The organism is Chitinimonas violaceus (genome assembly GCF_052601015.1).
In genome coordinates this window covers 21,541-42,143 of the sequence record NZ_JBQXDJ010000020.1, presented here as the reverse complement: position 1 = coordinate 42,143, position 20,603 = coordinate 21,541, and the positions used below count along the sequence as shown (strand labels likewise).

Sequence of the window (20,603 nt, the reverse complement as noted above, 5' to 3'; positions counted from 1 at the left end):
ACTCCGGCTTAGTGCTTGTCGGTGTAAGGCATCAGCGCCAGGAAACGAGCGCGCTTGATAGCATCCGACAATTGACGCTGGTAACGGGCCTTGGTGCCGGTAATACGAGCCGGGATGATCTTGCCGTTTTCGTTGATGAAATCCTTAAGCAGATTTACATCTTTGTAATCGACATGCTTGATGCCTTCGGCGCTGAAGCGGCAAAACTTCCGGCGCTTGAACAGATGACGTGACATGATGACCTCTAAATTTCAAATAACTTAATTAAGTGCTTGGCGCCTGAACACGCTTCCAATCGTTGATGTGCAGAACCAGACTGTGCTTGTAACGTTGATTACGGGCAGCGAGGAAACCTTTAACGACGATTTCAACTTCGGTACCCAGCACCGCTAGCGTTTTGGCCTGCTCACCTAGGCAAATGCAAACAATCTCACATTCAACCTGGCGGGCGATGCCGACTTCCTGCTGACTTGAATAATGATTTAACCGAAATTCAAGTGCCGGGATGCCGGCAGGGGTATAACGCAGCGGCTCGACATCAAGCAGTCGGCCGGTAACAACAACTTGGTTACGCGCGCTCAAGCCACTGGCCTAAATCAGGCAGCAGCCGCTTCCTTGGCCTCAGCGGCCGGGGTCAGCGACTTGGACTTTTCTTCCTTCATCATCGGCGATGCTTCGGTAATGGCAGCATCGGTACGAATGGTGAGGTGGCGCAGCACAGCGTCGTTGAACTTGAAGGCATGCTCGAGCTCATCCAGGGTAGCCTGGCTGATTTCGATGTTCATGAGCACATAGTGAGCCTTGTGCATCTTCTGGATTGGGTAAGCCATTTGGCGGCGGCCCCAGTCTTCCAGGCGATGGATCTTGCCAGCATCGTTGGTAATCATCGTCTTGTAGCGCTCGATCATGGCGGGCACTTGCTCGCTTTGATCGGGATGCACGATGAACACGATTTCGTAGTGTCGCATGTGATCTCCTTGCGGATTTAAAGCCTCCCGCCATGCGGTAGCGGTGAGGCAAGGGTGGAAAGCCGAGCATTCTAGCTTTGAATGCCTTGATCAGGCAAGGAAATCAGCGGCTTATCAATCAGCCCTCTCCACCCTCTGTCGTTATACCCGGCTTCAATGCAGCTTTATCTTGGGCCGATGAACCCGATCCAGCCATTCCGACAAGGTGATAAGCACCGTCCGGAAGAATCCTGACAACGCCATCTGGTGCTGCTTGTGCAGACCCCAATACATCAGCTTGGCGATCTGACCTTCAACGAACAGACTGCCTTTGGAAAGACTGCCCATCAGCGAACCAACCGAAGAATAACTGGCCAACGAAACCAGTGAGCCGTAATCCTCGAAACGAAAGTCCTTGAGCGGTTTTCCCGTTATGGCGCGCACAATATTGGCTGCCAGAACAGCACCCTGCTGATGAGCAACCTGGGCACGCGCTGGCACCCAACCACCGGCCCCATTGGGGCAAGCTGCACAATCACCAAAAGCAAAGATACGCTCGTCGCGGCTGCTGCGCATCGTGGCGTCTACCACGATCTGATTGAGACGGTTCGTCTCCAACCCACCGATTTCATGCAAGCCATCGGCCGCCTTGATGCCAGCTGCCCATACGGTCAACGTACTCGGGATGAACTTGCCGCTCCCCATCTTTACGCCGCTTTCACTGACCTCCACCACCCGCTCGTTGCTATGGATCTCAATGGCCAATTTACGCAGCTCCTGCGCAGCCGCATTGGAAAGCCGCTCTGGCAAGGCGGCGAGAATACGCGGGCTTGCCTCAACCAGCACAATCTTCAATTCAGTATCAGGATTGATGTGCTCAAGCCCGAAACTGGTAAGCACATGTGCTGCCGCATGCAGCTCCGCTGCCAGCTCGACACCCGTGGCGCCAGCACCAATGATGGCAACAGTCATACGCCCCTTACCTGCCTCCACCGGCAGGTTTTGCGCCCTTAAGCAGGCATCGATGAGTCTTTCATGGAAATGCCGGGCGGCAGTCGGGCTATCGAGGCATATTGCATGCTCCTGCACCCCTGGCGTACCGAAATCATTGGTCTGGCTCCCTACCGCCAGCACCAGATAGTCGTACGCCAACCGCTGTGCTGCGATAATTTCACGGCCGCTGCTGTCAAGCAGCGGCGCAATCAGGATTTCACGTGTACTGCGGTCAAGCCCTACCAGCTTGCCCTGACGGAATCGGAAGTGGTGCCATCGAGCCTGGGCGAGGTATTCGATTTCCTCTGCATGGCTGTCGTAGCTACCGGCAGCCAACTGGTGCAAAAGCGGTTTCCAGATATGGGTGCGTTGGGCATCGACCAGTACAACCTCAGCCTTCTTCTTTCTGCCGAGCTTATCGCCCAACCGGGTGGCCAATTCCAGCCCCCCAGCACCACCACCCACAATCACAATGCGTGGACATCGCGCGGCTTCCGCCATACACCACCACCCTTTTCGCTTGGTTCTGTTTACCTTTGCTGCCCGCCATCGGGAAGGAAAACTACGAGCAACAAAGGTAAACAGCCAATGCGCGCACCCATTCTACATGGTGACCAGGGTCGCAAATACAATGCCTAGCCCGAATTCAGCCGCATCCCGTCATAAGCGACTTCAATACCATCGGGCAAGCGTTCAGATAACGCTTGGTATTCCAACTCATGCGTCATGTGGATGAAAACCGTACGGCGTGCACCAATACGCTTGGCGGACGCAATAGACTGCTCAACGCCAAAATGGGTGTAATGCGGCTCATTGCGCAGACAATCGAGTAACAGCAGCTCCAATCCATCGAGCAGTGCGTAACTTTCTTCCGGAATTTCCGATACATCGGTGATATAGGCAGCATTCCCGATGCGATAGCCATAAATGGGCCAACGACCGTGCAGGACAGGAATCGGAGTAATCACTACACCACGGTGGCTGAATGGCCCATCCACCGGCGTCGGCAACAGCACAGGCTTATCCCACCATTGACCGGGAGGCAGGGTCGTATAGTGGAACCGCGTCGCCACGTCACGCATCATGAATTCATTGCCAAAGATAGGCAGCGGCGCTTTGTTCAGATAACAAAAAGCACGCAGATCATCGATACCATTGAGGTGATCAGCGTGCGGGTGGGTATAAAGTACGGCGTCGACCTGGGTCAGCCCTTCACGCAGGGCCTGAGTGCGCAAATCCGGCCCGGTATCGATCAGAAAGCTCAGGCCAGCTGTACGAAATACTGCCGACGCGCGTGTGCGCCGATTGCGTATATCTGGCGAGGTACAGGTCGAGCATTTACAGCCAATAGCCGGTGTACCCGCACTGGAACCACATCCAAGCACCAGAACCTCGACGCTCATTACAGCTGTCCTTCCAGCTTGAACAGACGGGCAAAGTTAGCGGTCGTCGCACGCGCCACTTCCTCGACGCTGATGCCTCTCAAGTCCGCGATATGTTCGGCCACATGCTTCACATAGGCAGGCTGGTTCTGCTTGCCACGAAAAGGCATGGGGGCAAGATAAGGCGAGTCGGTTTCGATCAACATCCGCTCAAGCGGTATTGTCTTCGCCACTTCCTTCAGTTCTTCTGCCTTCTTGAAAGTCACGATACCCGAGAAGGAAATGTAGAAATTCATGGCAATGGCCGCATCCGCCACGGCTTGCGATTCCGTAAAGCAATGCAGCACACCACCGGCGTCCCCTGCTTTTTCCTCTGCCATCAAACGCAGGGTATCGTCCGCTGCGCTGCGGGTGTGAATAATCAAAGGCTTCCCTGTGTGGCGCGCTGCACGGATATGCACACGAAATCGCTCCCGCTGCCATTCCAGGTCTCCCTGTAAGCGGTAGTAGTCGAGCCCGGTCTCGCCAATTGCGATCACCTTGGGATGCTGGGCCAATTCAACCAGCTGCGCCACTGTCGGTTCGACTTCATCCTCATAGTCAGGATGCACCCCCACCGAGGCATAGATATGCGGATATCGCTCGGCCAGCGCAATCACATTAGGCCAATCCGGTAGATTTACCGAAACGCACAGCGCATGGCTGACCTGATTACTGGCCATATTGGCCATCAGCTCATCGGCGCGCTCGGCAAGTTCAGGGAAATCGATGTGACAGTGAGAGTCGATAAACATAGCGGTGGGACAGATTGGAAAGCAGGGATCAATTTGCCAATTCTAACTGGTTCAATGGCTTACTTCGGTGCGAATGTCAGTGTGTACTGCGGCTTACCGGGCAGAAATGGCGCAGGCTCACCCTTTACCCAATCTGCATGCCCTGCCAGAAAGAACGGACTAAGCGGGTGACCGCTCTGGCCACCGGGCATGGTCAAAATGCCCTGCTCCTCCTTGCCTGGGGATACCACCATGCGTTCTGACTGTCCAAACTCCGGGCCTGCAACACGTGGCATATTCTCATCACCCGGCATAGGGTCAGCGGGCGCTGAAAGCCAGGGGCCAAGCATAGGCAACAACTTAACGAACGGGTGGCTTATCCTCGCCGTGTTGCGCTCCCCCCAATTGGCAGCCGCCAGTGGCTTACCACCAGCAGTCAAATCAGCAATAGTCCTGTCGATCGCCGCAAGTTCAACCGCCCGCCAGTCGCGACCTTGCAACCAACCCACGGGTTTTTCATCCAACAGCCTGGCGATCACCACAGGCCAGCGCGGATTGGCAACATCAAAGTCCGCTTTCTCGACCAAGGTTCCCAATTGCGCATCAATACGTCCGAACAGTTCTGCATACAGGCCATATAAATAGCCACGAGCCAAACGGTAACCCACCGAACTGGTACTCGCATGGCCATCCCAGCTGGTTTGGAGCAGCTGAAGAAACTCTGCTCTGGCGGGGCGGCCATCCACGGCCTCCTTATCGAGCACTTTTATTGCTCTGTCCCGCCAGGTGGAGATGAACAGTGCACGATCATCGAGGCCAATCGCATGCACCTGCTTTTCGTCTGCCTGGGTCAGCGTCTCCAAACCATCACGCACCTGTCTGGCGCGGGCACCAAAATCTGTACCGCCATCACCCAGTTTGCTGTATTCCTCACCTGCCAGCTGCCTGCTGTTCGCCGTCCACAACCGACCTTGGGCTGGGTCGACAACACGGGGGTATTCATTTGGCGCTCGCAAGTCGCGCCACCCTTGCCGCACTGCGGCGGAATAAGGAAAAGTATCTTCCCAGCCTGCACGTCGTTGCGGTAATGGCCCCGCTATCGTCCAACCTATCCGGCCAGCCGTATCGCCAGCCACCATATTCTGGGCGGGGATACCAGTACGGTTCGCCACAGCCAAAGCCGCGGTAAGATCCTGCGCACCTTCCAGCTGTGTCAGCCCCATATTGACGGCACCCGGCGCATGCGCAATCCAACGTACGGCATAGTAGCGCCCTCCTACTTGTCGGATAGGACCAAGCGAGCTTTCCAGTACCCGGTACTCAACCGCTTCCTCTCCCTTTACCGGTAATTGCTCGCGCCACTCCGCCACCGTTTCCCAACCGGCTGAGGTCTTGAACCGGAGAGAACTGGTCGGATCGCGCTCCAGCTCAATCAGATCAAGGTAATCGCCATAGCTGTTGGTGAATCCCCATGCCACCTGGCCATTGCTGCCTACAACCACCATAGGTCCACCAGGCAAGGTCACACCCGCAATACGCCGCATCTTGCCTGTGGCATCCGGGTACTCGATGACTGCGCGATACCAGATATGTGGCAGCCGTATGCCCAAATGCATGTCATTCGCCACGATGGCTGCACCAGCCTTTGAATGCTTACCGGCCAATGCCCAGTTATTGCTGCCTACTGAGCTGCGGAACGCAATGCCAGCCATGGTTTTACTGGCCGGGAAACCGAACCATGATGGCGAAACTGCTGGCGTAGCTACAGGTACAACTGGTACATCACGGGCATCCAGCGGCGCATCGTAAACCGATGCTTCCGGCAACAGAAAAGCCAGTTGCTCAGCACTGGTATGTTCTTTCAACCAACCACGGGCAAACTCACGTCGTTCCTGAAAGCCTTGCAGGTCAAAATACATTGCCCATACAACCAACATTGAATCCGCTGCCTGCCACGGTTCGGGCTGAGTGCTCAACAAACCGTATTCGAAAGGTCGGGACTTCAGGGCAGCCAACCCTTCGTTCACACCAGCCACATAACGCTCAAGCATCTGCTTGTCTGAGGTAGGCAATCGCGCCAAGACTGCTTCAGCACGAGCACGAAAACGGTGGAATCGATGTTCGCGGTCCATATCCAGCGCCGCGGCGCCAAATAGACCTGCCAGCTCCCCCGCCGCTACGCGGCGTAGCAGATCCATCTGGAAGAAACGTTCCTGCGCATGGATGTAACCGGTGGCGTAAGCCACATCATTACGGTGCTTGCCACGGATAGTCGGGATGCCTTGCGCGTCACGAACAACACTTACCGCCTCTGCCAGGCCATTCGCACTGACTTCTCCCTCCAGCCGGGGCAGACTGCCACGCAAAAATACCCACAATGCCAAGGCTGATACGAACAACAGAACCAACATGACCAACAATACGCGCTTCGACCAACGCCAAACTCTACCCAATGCCACATTGGCCTTTCTAGGAAATGTCCTGATATTTACAAACCGGTTCACGGTGCCATTTGTGAAAAAAGCCCGGTTTTCGCCGGGCTTTTTGCGTGTAGCAACGCAAGGTCACATGGTATGCGTGGTACGCGAAGACTGCAGCGCACCGCCCAGCAAACCTTCGATCTTCGCCCGTGCCTGGCCGCCGGCCTCATTGGCCGTAAACTGGACACCGATACCCTGAGTACGATTGCCATGCCCACCCACAGGGCTGATCCACACCACGATGCCGGATACGGCAATACGAGCCGGATCATCCAACAGCTGCAAAAGCATGAAGACTTCCTCACCCAGGCTGTAGGCCTTGGGGGTAGGAATAAATATGCCGCCGCCCTTTATAAAGGGCATGTAAGCGGCAAACAAGCCGGCTTTTTCCTTAATGCTGAGGGACAACACACCACCGGCACGGGGTGCTGCTGCAGCGGCTCCTGCGGCTGCAGGAGCGGATTTCGGCGCTTCAGACATCGGATTCAACCTTTTGGCATGGGCCTGACGGCCTGCTGATAAGCAAAAAACAATTGTTCGTAAACAAGCCGGGCATTAAGCGGATGGGAAGCAAGCTTCCGCGCGGCCAATACACTGTCGTGATAGCGCATCAGCTTAACGGGGTCTAGCGACTTCGCCAACGGTGCAATCCGGTTGGTCTCGTCCGGATAATAGCGGACAGACCCCGAGAGCCCCAAGCGCGCAAGATCATAAACCCATCTGGAAAGCCAGTCGGTCACCCGCTCGACCTCCACTTTCTGTTTATCCAGCTTCTCTGCCAACGTCAATGGATCGAGTTGACGCGGATCGGCCAGTTCAGCCATAAACGCGCGTCGTAAAACCAGAACAGCCGCATCAGCACGCTCAACGGCAGCCAATGGCGCGCCGCCAGCTTCCGCCAGATGCGCTTCGGCATCCGCCAAACCCTGGTTCTGTAACCAAACCAATGCTGCCGCCTTATCCGGCACGGGCAATGCCAACTGACGGCAACGGCTACGGATGGTAGGCAACAATCTGCGCCATTGGTGGCTAACCAGGATAAACATCGCCCCAGGTGGCGGCTCTTCCAATGTCTTCAGTAAAGCATTGGCTGCTGCAAGATTCATGGCCTCGGCCGGCTGAACCAGGGTAACCCGCAATCCGCCCCGGTGGGCGCTCAAATGCACAAAGTCATTCAACTCCCGCACTTGATCGATAGTAATCCAGGCTGAGGGTTTCTTCTTGGCTTTGGTATCACCTTCCGCCTCTTCGTCGTCAACTGCCGGCGCCAACTCGCGAAAATCAGGATGGTTACCCGCCTCCAGCCAACGGCATGCATCACACACACTACACGGTTTGGCCAGATCAGCACTCTCACACAGCAACGTCTTTGCAAGATGGCGACCGAAAGCAAGCTTACCGATCCCCGACTCTCCCGTAATCAACAATGCATGGTGCTGCCGCTCACCTTGGGCTTGCAACGCTTGCCAAGCTGCGGTCTGCCAGGGGTAAAGCATCAGGCGTGCTCCAGTTTGGCAAATATCTGCGCCAATTCGTCCTGGATGACATCCAGCGTTCGGGTTGCGTCAATCACTTTGATACGGCCACCGGATGCCGCAGCACGGTCATGGTAAGCATTGCGTACACGAACAAAAAAGGCATCCTGCTCACGTTCGAAACGGTCCAAGTCGCGGCCATTAGCCATACGGGCACGACTGACTTCAAGTGGTACATCGAACAACAACGTCAAATCCGGTTGTAATACGCCATCAGCCCTGCCCTGCACCCATTGCTCCAGCGTATTGAATTTATCCAGGTCCAAACCCCGACCACCCACCTGATAGCCATAGGTAGCATCGGTAAACCGGTCGCATACTACCCATTGACCTGCAACCAACGCAGGCTCAATCACCTTAGCCAGGTGCTCGCGCCTCGTGGCGAACATCAACAATGCTTCGGTTTCCAGGTTCATCTCTTCATTGAGCAACAAGTTACGCAACTTTTCGCCGAGCGGTGTTCCTCCGGGCTCGCGGCTGACAACATGATCGATACCGCGTTGCTTGAGTAGTGCAGTGAGCCACGCAAGGTGGGTGCTCTTACCCGCGCCATCCAGGCCTTCCAGCGAAATGAATTTTCCACGCGTCATTTACTTGGCCCCCAGCAAATAGCGGCGTACCGCCTGATTATGTTCCGCCAAGGTGCTGGAGAAATACGAACTGCCATCTCCCTTGGCGACAAAATAGAGTGCCTTCGACTGTGCCGGGTTGGTCGCTGCCAGCAAGGATGCCACCCCGGGCATGGCAATAGGGGTGGGCGGCAGACCGCCACGGGTGTAGCTGTTATAAGGCGAATCCGTCTCCAGATGAATCTTGCGCAGATTGCCATCAAACGCTTCACCGAGGCCATAAATCACAGTTGGGTCGGTCTGCAAGCGCATACCGATGCGCAGGCGATTATGAAATACCGAGGCGATCATGGCTCTATCCTTCGCCGCGCCGGTTTCCTTTTCGATGATCGACGCCAGAATCAAAGCCTCGTAAGGTTTGCTCAACGGTAAATTGGCGGAACGCGCTTCCCAGGCCGCAGCAAGCTGCTTTTGCAGTGCCTCATGCGCACGCTTGAGCACCTGCAGATCAGAGCTTTGCTTGGCAAAATGATAGGTATCGGGAAACAACAATCCCTCGATACTGGCTTCAGTAATACCGAGTTTGGCAAGCAACTTGGCATCGCTCAATTGGGCGGTATCGTGGCGCAGATCTGGATGGCGCGCCAAGGCCGCTTTCACCTGTCGCCAGTTCCAGCCTTCCACCAAGGTCAGCGTGGCGCTGGTTACATCGCCATCTGTCAGCTTGGCCAATAATTGCAATGGCGTCACCGCTTCGGTCAGTTCATAACTCCCAGCCTTGATACGGGGTGCTGCACCATTAACACGCGCCACCATCGAGAATAGCCATGGCTCTGTCACCAATCCTTCTGCAGCCAGCTGGTTCGCTGCCATGCGCATGGTGGTGCCCCGCTCCAATACAAAGGCACGAGGTGCGTTATCAAGTGGAAACGGCGTCGTGAGATACCGCCACACATAAGCGGCAAGCGCCGCGGCTACCACAAGGATGATCAGCACCAGCACGCCCAGGGCGCGTCCGGTCTCTGTTTGCCGCCGAAGTTTAGTTTTTGTTTGGCGTTTGGCCATGGTCAACCATGCTGAAGAATTGTTCAACGACTGAAAACTCACGGGTACGGCGCATCGGCGGAAGGGCCTTCCAAATTGCCTTACCGTATGGCTTTTCAACCAGACGCGGGTCAGCAATCATCAGTACGCCTCTGTCCCCCTCATCTCGGATCAACCTGCCTGCACCCTGCTTCAGCGTAATGGCTGCGCGCGGCAATTGGTATTCCATAAAAGCATTCCGACCAGCCTTGTTGATCTTATCGATACGGGCAGCCAGCACAGGGTCATCTGGCGCAGCAAACGGCAGTTTGTCGATAACCACCAGCTGCAACTGTTCACCCTTTACATCGATACCTTCCCAAAAGGTCTGGCTGGCGATCAGCACTGCATTGGGCAGTGTTCGAAAGCGCTCCAACAGCTCGGTGCGCGTTCCTTCGCCTTGCAACAACAAAGGGTAAGACAAGCCCAAAGCCGGTAGACGTGCCTGGATCAGATCATAAGCCTCACGCATGGCACGCAGGCTGGTAAAGAGCAAAAAGGCTCGTCCTTGCGACAATTGCAATAACGGCAACGCCGCTTCCACCACCCGCACCGTATATTCACGACTGTTGGGGTCCGGCAGCCCTTGCGGTACATAGAGCACCGCCTGCTGCTTGTAGGCAAATGGGGACTCCCAAGCTGCCTGCTCGGCATCCCATAAGCCCATCTCATGCGTGTAATGCTTGAAGTTACCATCCATTGCCAAGGTGGCGGAGGTAAAGACCCAAGCCCGCTCTTCATTCATCTGGCGCGCAAACAATCGGGCAATATCGAGCGGCGTAGTATTGAGCTGAAAACCCTGTGGCGAAACTTCCAACCAAAATACCGCGTCATCTAATGGGTCTTTGGCACGCGGTTTGGTAGTTCCCTTATCCCCTTCGGCAATAGGCGGCTCGGCTTGCTTGGCATCATCCACAGGATTTGCATTACCCTGAATCCACACACTCAACGTCGCAAGCTGCTCCACAGCCCGGCGTCGGCAGTTCTCCAAGCCTTCAGAACGTTTGGCCTGATCGGCGAGACGATCAGCCAAGTCGCCCAATGCCCCTTCCAATACTTCCAGTGCAGCATGAAACTCCAGCTTTTCTGCAAGGGCATGCTTCGGCGCACGGATCGTTTCCTGCCCGAATACCAGGCGCAAATCACGCACCGCTTTATCGAGTGCCAACGCAGCTGCTGGCAAATGAACGAAATCCTTGGCGGCCGACAGGGCTTCTGCACGGCTATCCCTCGCCAATTCCAGCAAAGCGCCCGATGACACCACCTCGCCAAAGAACAGACTCGCGACTTCAGGCAGTTGATGCGCCTCGTCAAAAATAACCGTATTACAACGCGGCAGCAGCTCCCCAGCCCCCTCGTCTTTCAACCAGACATCGGCAAAAAAGAGATGATGGTTAACCACCACCACATCCGCATCCAACGCTTGGCGACGCGCCTGCAGAACAAAGCAGTCCTGATGGTATGGGCACTCTGACCCGAGACAATTCTCACGGGTGGAAATGGCATGCTGCCAAACTGGGGAGGACTCCGGCACAGCTGCGCAACCCGACTTGTCACCGTCAGGCGAAGTCGCTGCAAACCGGACAATCGCATGCAGCTGGGCTACATCCTCTTTGCGGGCGAAGCGGCCTTCATTCATGGCACGCTCAAGATGGTAACGGCACACATAGTTGCTGCGGCCCTTGAGCAACGCAGTCGTCACCGGCACTTTCAAGGCAGCGCGCACCTTGGGCAGATCACGATGGAAAAGCTGGTCCTGCAGTGTTTTTGTACCGGTGGAAACAATCACCTTACCGCCCGAAAGCAACGCAGGCACGAGATACGCATAGGTCTTGCCCGTGCCGGTGCCAGCCTCGGCAATCAAAGGCTTTTTGTTGCGGATGGCACGCTCGACGGCCTCGGCCATCTCGACCTGCTGAACGCGAGGCCGATAACCGGGCATGGCTTGGGCAAACAGGCCACCTTCAGAAAATACATCGGCTAGCGTAGTCACGGTGGGAGGTAGGAATGAGAAAAAACCGGCGGATTCTAGCATGGTGCATGCGGCAGTCTTTGCCTGCCAGAGTTAGCCCAAACTATATGACTGCGCGTGGCGGTTTTTGAATCTCCTCAAAGTCTCGCGAGCTACAGCGAGACAAGGCGAAAACAACCGAGGAAGCGGAGTTTACAAGTGGTAGTTGAGTATCCCAAGGATGTTTTCAACACCGTATCGCAGACACGCAGCAGACTTTGAACAGGTCTCTATGAAAAACGCCACTCTAATGGAGTGGCGTCAGTTGTCATGCTGAATCAAGCGCGCCTACGCATATACATCGACCACACTCCCCAAATGTGAGGGATTACTGGCCGGTTGCGGCAACGCCTGTAGCAAGGTCGTGGCGTTCTGCGACTGGATATCCAAGGCCTTACGCAGCATGAGTACAGATACAGCAGCCTGCGTTTGGGCCGCCGCTGAGTTTGAAGCTGCACTTGCAATGCTGGAAACGTCCATGTGATTCCTTTCACTCCATATGCCGCCCCTATCAAACAAGGAACGAGCCTGAAGCTTATCGGCTATTTCTTGCGTTTCTTTAGCGGCTTGTTCGACTTTGCCTTGCCACCGGACTTGTGCTTTGCTGCTGCCGCTTTGCTGTACCCCGTCTTACGCTGTGCAGCCTTGCCTACCGAGCGCTTGCCATTCTGGCGCTTGCCGACATCACGCTTACGCGACTTTTTGCCGCCCACTTCACCGCGCGACTTGCCCTTGGCGCTTACGGCCCGCTTGGGGCTACCTACAGGTTCTGCAGCACCGGGTACATCGCCAGGCAACGGGTTATCCATTGAAGCTGGGGCGACAGGGGGCGCACTACTCACTGGCACGGCATCCTCGGCCAAGGCCGGTATAAACAGAATACAGCCCAACAATAGCGGACTCAGAATTCGGGAAATTTTTTGGGACGGTATCAACATCGACCTTCTTATCTCATTGCCTGATCAATACAGGCTACGAATAGAAAATGGGCGTACATCTTAATAAGGTGCTGACGCTATCACTACACTTGGTAGAAGTCAGTGCAACGCGAATGCATCTATCTCTGATGCCCGGGAAGTGTTTTTATATATACCACAGGCTCTGTTTTGCCCTAATGCAAAGCGCCTTTGAACCTGTTTACGATTCTTACTACGCAGCCGTGATCAGAGCTTATGTGCTGCTCTTCGCCCCGCTGACAGCCGCTCGGGACAGATCGTAAACAGGTTCGTATAATCCGAGCGCTCGTTCGTTTTCCGATGTATCCAAACTCATCGGTTTACTACTGACCAGCTTTCGTCATTACCCGTTCAAACAGATTAATGCTTGGCCGACAGACGCAAGTCTAAGCTTTTCGATCTGGTGCTATTTACCCAGTCCATGTATTGGGCAAATGTCGGGCAGCGACGATAACACCATTCGTCGCCTCGGCATTGCGGCCTCCGCCTACGTAACGAACTAAAAGAAACAGCGTGCGATCTATTGTTGATTGCCCCCATCAAGCATCCTTGTAGATCATACCCAGATTACAAGCCATCACCACGACGAGTTCCAAGCCATGACCCATTCCTTGCAAAACCTCATCGAAACCGCTTTTGAAAACCGTGCCGAGATTTCCCCAACCAGCATTGCGCCAGAACTACGTACCGCCATCGACCAGGTCATTCTCGAGCTGGACCGAGGCAACTTACGGGTAGCTGAAAAGCAGGACGGCAAGTGGGTTGTCAACGAATGGCTCAAGAAAGCTGTTTTGCTGTCGTTCCGCGCCAATGACAACCGTGTGATGGAAGGCGGCGAAACCAACTTCTTCGATAAGGTGGACAGCAAGTTCGCCGGTTGGGGTGATGACGACTTCCGCAAAGCCGGCTTCCGTGTCGTACCGCCGGCCATGGCGCGTCGTGGCAGTTATATCGGCAAGAACGCCGTGCTGATGCCGTCCTACGTCAATATCGGTGCTTACGTGGATGAGGGCACGATGGTGGACACCTGGGCTACCGTCGGCTCCTGTGCACAAATCGGCAAGAACGTCCATTTGTCGGGCGGCGTGGGCATCGGTGGCGTGCTGGAACCCTTACAAGCCTCCCCAACCATCATCGAAGACAACTGTTTTATCGGCGCACGCTCGGAAATTGTCGAAGGCGTGATCGTGGAAGAAGGTTCAGTGATTTCGATGGGCGTCTATATTGGACAAAGCACCAAAATTTATGACCGGGAAACTGGCGAGGTCAGTTACGGCCGTGTACCTGCCGGCTCGGTGGTGGTCAGTGGCAACCTGCCCAGTGCTGATGGCAAATACAGCCTGTACTGCGCAGTGATCGTCAAGAAGGTCGATGCCAAGACACGCGGCAAAGTAGGTATCAACGAATTGCTGCGCGGTATTTGACGGGAACCTGTTCACGGTCTGTCGCAAACAGCCGTCAACAAGATGAAGCGTGGAAACCCGAATGTAGTTGATAAAAGGGGCTAAGAACTGCTGCGGGCATATAAGTGCCAGGGCAGTGCAGCATCAGCTTATACGGGTTTTCGGGCAGCGCCTGCAACCCGACAAGTAGCGCACAATAGAACAGTGAACAGATGCTCAGTAGGGTGTACTGCCAGCGCGGTACACAAGGGAATGTAAAAGTATAGGAGCTCGAAAAAGGGCCATAACCGGTAAGTCCGTGAACAGGTTCCAGGCTTTATGCCATTGCAATAGGGTATGTTGAATGTCCTGCCCACCCGTCGAACTGCACAAGAAGTCCGAGGTCTTGCGTGCCAACTGGCACGCTTACCAAGGCTCGATGCGTTTTGAGCAGTTCGTCGAATTCGCCATTTCTCTATCCAGTTTCGCAGGTTTCCTCGATGCGAAGGCCTTGTCGGGTCTGCATCAAATCGCCCGGGATCTTGAGCAGCAAACACTCAATCTGTTCGGCGATGAGGATAGCCACCCAATCTCCCCCGAATTGATGGCCGACCTTGATGGTCGCCTCAACACGCTACTCGTTCGGATGGACAGTTACATCGAGCGCAACGTACAACCCAAAGCAGAACGTCGTTCCGGCGCAGAGCCGCAAGTCACCAAAGCAATCTCACCAAGCCGTCGGATATGGTTCTTTGGCGACCTCTCCCCCAAATGGCAAGACCTGATGCAGCAGCTGCGTTATTTCGGGATTGTCGTTGAACAAGGGAAATGGGAGATATCAGGCGAGGGCGACGAAGAAGCCATTGTGGTGCTGTTTGAAATTGCCGGCCTGGAAGAAACGGTGTGGCCGGAACGCATTCGGGCGCTACGCCAACGTTTTGCAGCAGGCAAACTGATCGGACTGGGTATTCCGCCCGACTTCATCAGCCTGCAAACCGCACTTTCGGCAGGTTGCGACTATTGCCTTCCCCAAGCCACGCCGTTACCCACAGTCATGGCGAAAATCCTCGAGCTGAACGACAGCGAAGAGGAAGCCCCCTACCGGGTGCTGGTCATCGAAGACTCACCGACGGCAACCCGCTTGATCGTGCGCGCCCTGGGTGAAAGCGGTATCGAATGTTCGGCAATTGCAGATCCGATCGATGCGCTGACGCTGCTCAAACGCTACCAGCCCGACCTGATTCTGATGGACATGTATATGCCCGGCTGCACAGGTGTTGAAGCTGCGCGGGTGATACGCCAGCACACAGAATTTCTTTCCATTCCGATTGTCTACCTGTCAGCCGAAACGGATGTGGCGCTGCAAATTGACGCACTGCGGCTTGGGGGAGACCATTTTCTCACCAAGCCTTTCAACCCCGTCATTCTCACTGCCATTGTCCGGACTAAGATTGAGCGTTACCGGTCGCTACGGCGCTCCATGTTCCATGACAGTCTGACTGGGCTACTAAACCACACCAGCTCCAAGCAACGCCTTGATGTAGCCATCGGCAATATCACTTCAGATCAGGAATCACTGTCGGTGGCGATGATTGATATCGATCATTTCAAGAAGGTCAACGATACCTATGGCCACCCTGTCGGTGACCAGATCATCCGCAGTTTGGCTTGGCTGCTAAAACAACGGTTAAGGAAGTCCGATATCGTCGGGCGCTATGGCGGTGAGGAATTCATGGTGGGTCTACCCAATGCCAATGGTGCACAGGCCTTTCAGGTACTAGACCGTATCCGGCGTGACTTCAGCCAGATCAAGCATCCATATAACGACACCTGGTTTCACACAACATTCTCCTGCGGCATTGCCTGCTACCCCGCCATCACCAGTAGTGAAGCACTGGTGAAATCCGCTGACGAAGCACTCTACGAGGCCAAGCGTGGCGGCCGCAACCAAGTAGTCATGCCCCAACCCTAGCCACCGCGGTATGATGAAACGCTCGCCGCCTTGGCGCCTACTTGCTTTGAGAGCCGCCCTACTCCATGACTATGCTGAACCCAGCCATTTTCAAGGCTTATGATATCCGTGGCATTGTCGGCAAAGAGCTCGATGAAGCCGGCATGCACCTGATAGGCCGTGCCATTGGTAGTGAAGCGTTGGCGCGTAAACAAACGCGTGTGGTGCTGGGGCGCGATGGCCGCCTGTCCAGCCCCATGTTGGCGGGGGCGCTCTGCGAAGGTCTGCTATCGTGCGGGCTCAATGTAGTCGACCTCGGTCAGGTCCCTACTCCACTTGTCTGGTTTGCGACACATCAACTGGAGACCTCCTCCGGCGTCGTACTCACTGGTAGCCACAACCCACCCGAATACAATGGCGTTAAAATCATGCTGGGTGGCGAAACTCTGGCAGGGCCCGCCATCCAGGCGCTGCTAAGCCGCATCAACGCGGGTGAGTTCACAAGCGGCGAAGGTAAGCTCAGCAGTGTGGATATCCGCGAGTCCTACTACCAGCGCATTACCGATGATTTGAAGCTACAACGTCGTTTCAATGTGGTGGTCGATGCTGGCAATGGCGCTGCCGGCCCCATCGCCCCGGTGTTGTACCGCCGCCTTGGTTGCAGAGTACGGGAGCTCTTCTGTGAGGTGGATGGCCGCTTCCCCAACCACCACCCCGACCCGGTCAAACTAAGCAATCTGAATGACCTGCGCATTGCGCTCGAAAAGACCGACGCCGAATTGGGATTGGCTTTCGATGGTGATGGCGACAGACTTGGCGTGGTCTCCAAAGATGGGGAGGTTGTGTATCCTGACCGCCTGCTGATGCTGTTTGCTGCCGATGCACTCAGCCGGCAGCCTGGCGGCAAGATTCTTTACGATGTGAAATCCAGCCGGCTTGTTGCGCCCTGGGTCAAGGAAAACAAGGGTAAAGCCATCCTAACCCGTACTGGCCACAGCTATATGCGGGCCAAGATGAAAGAAACCGGTGCCCTGGTCGGTGGTGAACTCAGCGGCCACCTGTTCTTTTCAGAACGGTGGTATGGGTTTGATGATGGTATCTATGCCGGTGCGCGCCTGCTGGAAATCCTCTCCCAGGTCGACGACCCGAGCGATCTGCTCAAGCGTCTGCCTCAAGGCGCATGCACACCAGAGATCCAGATCGACATGCCCGATGGTGGCGGACACGCCCTGATCGAACGCCTGAAGGAAAGCAGCCACTTCGAGGATGCCGAAGTGCTGACGCTGGATGGCCTGCGGGTCGAATATACAGATGGGTTCGGCTTGCTGCGAGCTTCCAACACCACACCCAGCCTGGTGCTCAGATTCGAAGGTGACGACAACGCAGCGCTGGAGCGCATACAGACCACCTTCCGCTCGCTGCTGGTCAACGAGATCGACGGCCCCCTGCCTTTTTGAGCTGCGCTTCTTCCCCCTTGCAGGGGCTTTCGAGCAGCACATAAGCCCTGATCACGGCTGCGCTGTAAGATCACGAACAGGTCCTTGAAAACTTATTCAAAGTCTCGCGAACTACGGCGATACAAGGCGAAAACAGCCAAGGAAGCGCAGTTTACGAGTGGTAAATGAGCATTCCGAGGGTGTTTTCAACGCCGTATTGCCGACGCGCAGCAGCTTTGAACAGGTTCTAACGCCGCCTGAGCCAAACTACTCTCGGCACCTCATCAGCATCTCGACTCAACAGAGCACGGTACGCAATGGTTACCCGGCCAAAGCGGGCATCGACATCGCTAAGGAAATAGTTCGTCTTAACCTCGACTTTGTCTGCCGCCTCCCGTACGTTTTCCGGCAGCGCAGCCTTCACATCTTCTGGTTTTTCAAATGGCTTGGTGGTGCGCTGCTGCACCAATTTACGCGCAATACCCATATTCACGCCCATAACTGCCGCCAGTACCTCCGGCGGAGCGAAATTGACGTTGACCTTGGTCCCGAACTTCGGTAGCGCAATCATATACGGGCGTAGTTTCTTCACTATCTCACTATTGAAACCACGCACTTGACTCAACTCGTCCAGATCAAAAAGCAGTCGGTTCGCAGCACGGCGTGGTGGCGTTTCAGCGAGATATTCCAAATCTTCCGCCCCGCCTGGGTACCGGGTCTCGGAATCTGCATCTATCCAATCCAATACTGCATTGGCGAGGTCGGGTGATAAGCCCTGCCCCTCCAGTAAGGTTTTAAAGGCTTGCAGACTCGGCTCATCAAGCTGCCCCTCCCTAACCAGATTGTTCACATTGAATAGGCCTTGCACGTCCTTGATCGCGCCGCCGGCATTACCCTGCTCCACCGGCAGGTTGGGAATCGGTATCGCCCAGACATCATTTGCCGAATCAAACTGATTGCGCCTCGCATCATCCTGCAAACTCAGCCTGCATAAGTCAACAGCAGCACGGGCTACACCGCGTGCCTGTATCAGGTCGTTCTGGTTCTGTACCTGATGCAACCAAAGACTGTGACGAAATGCCATAGCGCCAGCCAACGCAGCCACGAGGGCGGCAACGGCAACGGCGGTGATGATGGCAATACCACGCTGGCGGGAAGGCAGACTCATGGCAGGACAAACAGACGGGTAATGGTTTCACCACTTTGCAGGGTCAGCACTAGCTCCACCCCTCGTGGCAGTACTTCGTTTTTTGAACCCTGCGGCCAGCTGAGCTGCCATTGCGAATTTTCATCAAGAAAACGTACCTGGAAACGGCTGACCTTCTCCAGCAATGGCAAGGCGGTAGGGGCACTGCGCGGCGCCAGATCCAACGAGGGCCAGAGCAGCAGTTCCAAAGTGTTTTCGCGCAAACGGTAACCGAGATGTATCAACTGCCCTCCGTCAAAGCGCACCAGCTCCAGCTGCGCTCCATTGGAATCGATTGCACCGGCACTACCCCGTACCGCAGGCAGGCTGATACCGCCCTCATCGCGCCATTGCCGGTTAGCAGCCTGGGAAAAGTCCTCGTCGAAGCGGGCCAAGGCTACCGTCAATTCACGCCACTTCCGGTTATCCGCATCCAGCACCAGCTTGGTGGAGGCCATACGTGCAACCCCCTGGTAGGCGATCACCGCCAGTACACTGAAAACAGCCAGCGCCACCAGGATTTCAATCAAGGTAAAGCCGCGTACACGGCGGGGTGTATCAACGCGGTACATTGGCGATATATCCAACCAGTACAATATCCGCATGGTCCGGACGATTAGGCTCGTACACGCGTACCTCGACACGGCGGAACGACTTGTTAGGGGTAGCAGACACCGTCTCGCGCCAAGCGAAGTCCATTCCGGCCTGTTGCTCGTTGCCTTCGCTCACCCCCGGTTCGGGAAACTGGCGACGCGCGATATAGTTGTTCAGACGATTCTGAGCCACCCAGCCGCCGGCCAGATGCCGATGCAAGGTCTGGGAGCCATCGCTGACTGCGATAGTAGCGCGCACCGCCGCAGCAAGGGCAATACCCAGCACAGCCAATGCGATCAGCACTTCAATCAAAGTGAATCCACGATGACGCATCAAGGCGTGGCCTGCTTTGGTTGAGCAACCGGCACATCCGGATCGGCTACCGACATGCGCCCCATCGGGTCGGCGCTCAGCACACGCCGGTAGGCACCAGCCCGCAGCACCAAGCTGAACGGCGCATTCACCCCAGATGGGGAGAATACCAAGTAACCATCTCCAGGCAAGGCCACCAGATTGACGCGTATGTTTTCCAGAATCACAGGTGTAGGCAATTCACGAGGGCGCAGCACTTCGTTCTTATCCAGCACCGCCCACTTGGATTCGGGCCCCTGCTGGTAAAAAAGGTAGCCGCCGCTCTGCAGGCCGAATCCGATTGGTTGCCCGAGACTGATCGCTTCATCGCGTGCTGATTCCAAGAGCAGCGCAAGCCGTTCAGACTCGCGCTGCACCGTATCCTGGTCGGACATACCAAAACGCACAGCCGCCAACGCCACCACAATACCGATGATGACGAGTACGACCAGTATCTCGATCAGAGTAAAGCCAGCGTTGTGAGCACGAGGAAAAGTAGGGCGCATTCAATAAGATGAGGAGTCATAAAAGCCAGGAACCAATATCCGCGGCGTGGCCTTCACCGCCGGCCTGACCATCGGCCCCATAGCTCATCACGTCGATTTCACTCTTCAAACCCGGGTTCAGATAGATGTATGGATTGCCCCAAGGATCGTTCGGCAGCTTGTCGAGATAGGACTTCCAGTTACTTGGAATCTGCCCGGTGGTAGGTTTCTCCATCAGGGCCTTCAAACCTTGCTCTGTGCTCGGGTAGACGCCATTGTCGAGCTTATAGAGCTTCAACGCCTGCACCAACGACTGCACATCCTGTTTGGCCGCCACGACGCGGGCCTCATCGGGGCGGCTCATGATCTTCGGCACCACCAAAGCGCCAAGAATCGCCAGAATCGCGATCACCACCAGGATTTCAATCAATGTAAAACCGCGTTGCGCGGTCCGCTTCAAAGTCATATTTCGCACCTTTCTAACTAATT

The 20,603-nt window shown here is 55.6% G+C and carries 22 protein-coding genes; 3 read left to right on the top strand and 19 right to left on the bottom strand.

The genetic code is table 11. The features are described from left to right. Nucleotides 1–8: 8 nt before the first annotated feature. From rpsR to ACUHMQ_RS09185, 14 genes are all read right to left on the bottom strand, one after another. Nucleotides 9–236, bottom strand: a complete 228-nt coding sequence (gene rpsR, locus ACUHMQ_RS09250) for a 30S ribosomal protein S18 (protein WP_099405923.1) — start codon at nt 234–236, stop codon at nt 9–11. A gap of 28 nt (nt 237–264) precedes the next feature. Further along, entirely contained in the window at nt 265–582 is a 318-nt protein-coding gene (gene priB / locus ACUHMQ_RS09245) for a primosomal replication protein N (RefSeq protein ID WP_445295172.1), read from the bottom strand. 14 nt (nt 583–596) lie between these two features. Further along, nucleotides 597–968, bottom strand: a complete 372-nt coding sequence (gene rpsF, locus ACUHMQ_RS09240) for a 30S ribosomal protein S6 (RefSeq protein ID WP_445295171.1) — start codon at nt 966–968, stop codon at nt 597–599. Between the two features lie 153 nt (nt 969–1,121). Then, nucleotides 1,122–2,441 carry an NAD(P)/FAD-dependent oxidoreductase gene (locus ACUHMQ_RS09235; protein WP_445295170.1) on the bottom strand — a complete coding sequence of 440 codons (1,320 nt, stop codon included), beginning with the start codon at nt 2,439–2,441 and terminating at the stop codon, nt 1,122–1,124. Between the two features lie 134 nt (nt 2,442–2,575). After that, nucleotides 2,576–3,343, bottom strand: a complete 768-nt coding sequence (locus tag ACUHMQ_RS09230) for an MBL fold metallo-hydrolase (RefSeq protein ID WP_445295169.1) — start codon at nt 3,341–3,343, stop codon at nt 2,576–2,578. Next, complete coding sequence (locus tag ACUHMQ_RS09225; RefSeq protein WP_445295168.1) at nt 3,343–4,116, bottom strand: TatD family hydrolase; 774 nt, start codon at nt 4,114–4,116, stop codon at nt 3,343–3,345. The genes ACUHMQ_RS09230 and ACUHMQ_RS09225 overlap by 1 nt, the downstream gene beginning before the upstream one ends. Before the next feature lie 59 nt (nt 4,117–4,175). Further along, complete coding sequence (locus ACUHMQ_RS09220; protein WP_445295167.1) at nt 4,176–6,554, bottom strand: penicillin acylase family protein; 2,379 nt, start codon at nt 6,552–6,554, stop codon at nt 4,176–4,178. A 105-nt stretch (nt 6,555–6,659) separates the two neighbouring features. Further along, nucleotides 6,660–7,055: a PilZ domain-containing protein gene (locus ACUHMQ_RS09215; RefSeq protein WP_445295166.1), complete on the bottom strand. Its 396-nt coding sequence runs from the start codon at nt 7,053–7,055 to the stop codon at nt 6,660–6,662. A gap of 5 nt (nt 7,056–7,060) precedes the next feature. Further along, nucleotides 7,061–8,071, bottom strand: coding sequence for a DNA polymerase III subunit delta' (gene holB / locus ACUHMQ_RS09210; RefSeq protein ID WP_445295165.1), 1,011 nt, complete (start codon nt 8,069–8,071; stop codon nt 7,061–7,063). Next, entirely contained in the window at nt 8,071–8,700 is a 630-nt protein-coding gene (gene tmk / locus ACUHMQ_RS09205; RefSeq protein ID WP_445295164.1) for a dTMP kinase, read from the bottom strand. The genes holB and tmk overlap by 1 nt, the downstream gene beginning before the upstream one ends. Continuing rightward, nucleotides 8,701–9,744: an endolytic transglycosylase MltG gene (gene mltG, locus ACUHMQ_RS09200; protein ID WP_445295163.1), complete on the bottom strand. Its 1,044-nt coding sequence runs from the start codon at nt 9,742–9,744 to the stop codon at nt 8,701–8,703. Beyond that, complete coding sequence (gene yoaA, locus ACUHMQ_RS09195) at nt 9,719–11,797, bottom strand: DNA repair helicase YoaA (RefSeq protein ID WP_445295162.1); 2,079 nt, start codon at nt 11,795–11,797, stop codon at nt 9,719–9,721. The genes mltG and yoaA overlap by 26 nt, the downstream gene beginning before the upstream one ends. A gap of 264 nt (nt 11,798–12,061) precedes the next feature. Beyond that, the gene (locus tag ACUHMQ_RS09190; RefSeq protein ID WP_445295161.1) at nt 12,062–12,253 is read right to left on the bottom strand and encodes a YjfB family protein; all 192 of its coding nucleotides are present in this window, start codon (nt 12,251–12,253) and stop codon (nt 12,062–12,064) included. A gap of 62 nt (nt 12,254–12,315) precedes the next feature. Continuing rightward, complete coding sequence (locus ACUHMQ_RS09185; protein ID WP_445295160.1) at nt 12,316–12,615, bottom strand: hypothetical protein; 300 nt, start codon at nt 12,613–12,615, stop codon at nt 12,316–12,318. 713 nt (nt 12,616–13,328) lie between these two features. Between ACUHMQ_RS09185 and dapD the strand changes: the two genes are divergently transcribed. The 3 genes from dapD to ACUHMQ_RS09170 all read left to right on the top strand — a co-directional run bounded on the left by dapD (nt 13,329) and on the right by ACUHMQ_RS09170 (nt 17,519). Then, nucleotides 13,329–14,153, top strand: coding sequence for a 2,3,4,5-tetrahydropyridine-2,6-dicarboxylate N-succinyltransferase (gene dapD, locus ACUHMQ_RS09180; protein WP_445295159.1), 825 nt, complete (start codon nt 13,329–13,331; stop codon nt 14,151–14,153). A 322-nt stretch (nt 14,154–14,475) separates the two neighbouring features. After that, a complete protein-coding gene (locus tag ACUHMQ_RS09175; protein ID WP_445295158.1) occupies nt 14,476–16,083 on the top strand; it encodes a GGDEF domain-containing response regulator in 1,608 nt (535 codons plus the stop codon). 65 nt (nt 16,084–16,148) lie between these two features. After that, nucleotides 16,149–17,519 carry a phosphomannomutase/phosphoglucomutase gene (locus tag ACUHMQ_RS09170; protein ID WP_445295157.1) on the top strand — a complete coding sequence of 457 codons (1,371 nt, stop codon included), beginning with the start codon at nt 16,149–16,151 and terminating at the stop codon, nt 17,517–17,519. Between the two features lie 226 nt (nt 17,520–17,745). Here the strand turns inward: ACUHMQ_RS09170 and gspK are convergent, their stop codons facing one another. The 5 genes from gspK to gspG are packed head-to-tail and all read right to left on the bottom strand — an operon-like array spanning nt 17,746 to nt 20,580. Continuing rightward, entirely contained in the window at nt 17,746–18,666 is a 921-nt protein-coding gene (gene gspK / locus ACUHMQ_RS09165) for a type II secretion system minor pseudopilin GspK (protein WP_445295156.1), read from the bottom strand. Then, complete coding sequence (gene gspJ / locus ACUHMQ_RS09160) at nt 18,663–19,256, bottom strand: type II secretion system minor pseudopilin GspJ (RefSeq protein ID WP_445295155.1); 594 nt, start codon at nt 19,254–19,256, stop codon at nt 18,663–18,665. Before gspJ ends, gspK begins: the two co-directional genes overlap by 4 nt. Further along, complete coding sequence (gspI, locus tag ACUHMQ_RS09155; protein ID WP_445295194.1) at nt 19,243–19,611, bottom strand: type II secretion system minor pseudopilin GspI; 369 nt, start codon at nt 19,609–19,611, stop codon at nt 19,243–19,245. The genes gspJ and gspI overlap by 14 nt, the downstream gene beginning before the upstream one ends. Further along, the gene (locus ACUHMQ_RS09150) at nt 19,611–20,135 is read right to left on the bottom strand and encodes a GspH/FimT family pseudopilin (RefSeq protein WP_445295154.1); all 525 of its coding nucleotides are present in this window, start codon (nt 20,133–20,135) and stop codon (nt 19,611–19,613) included. Before ACUHMQ_RS09150 ends, gspI begins: the two co-directional genes overlap by 1 nt. 16 nt (nt 20,136–20,151) lie before the next feature. Then, on the bottom strand, nt 20,152–20,580 hold the full coding sequence (gspG, locus tag ACUHMQ_RS09145) for a type II secretion system major pseudopilin GspG (protein WP_445295153.1): 429 nt from the start codon (nt 20,578–20,580) through the stop codon (nt 20,152–20,154). Nucleotides 20,581–20,603: the final 23 nt, after the last annotated feature.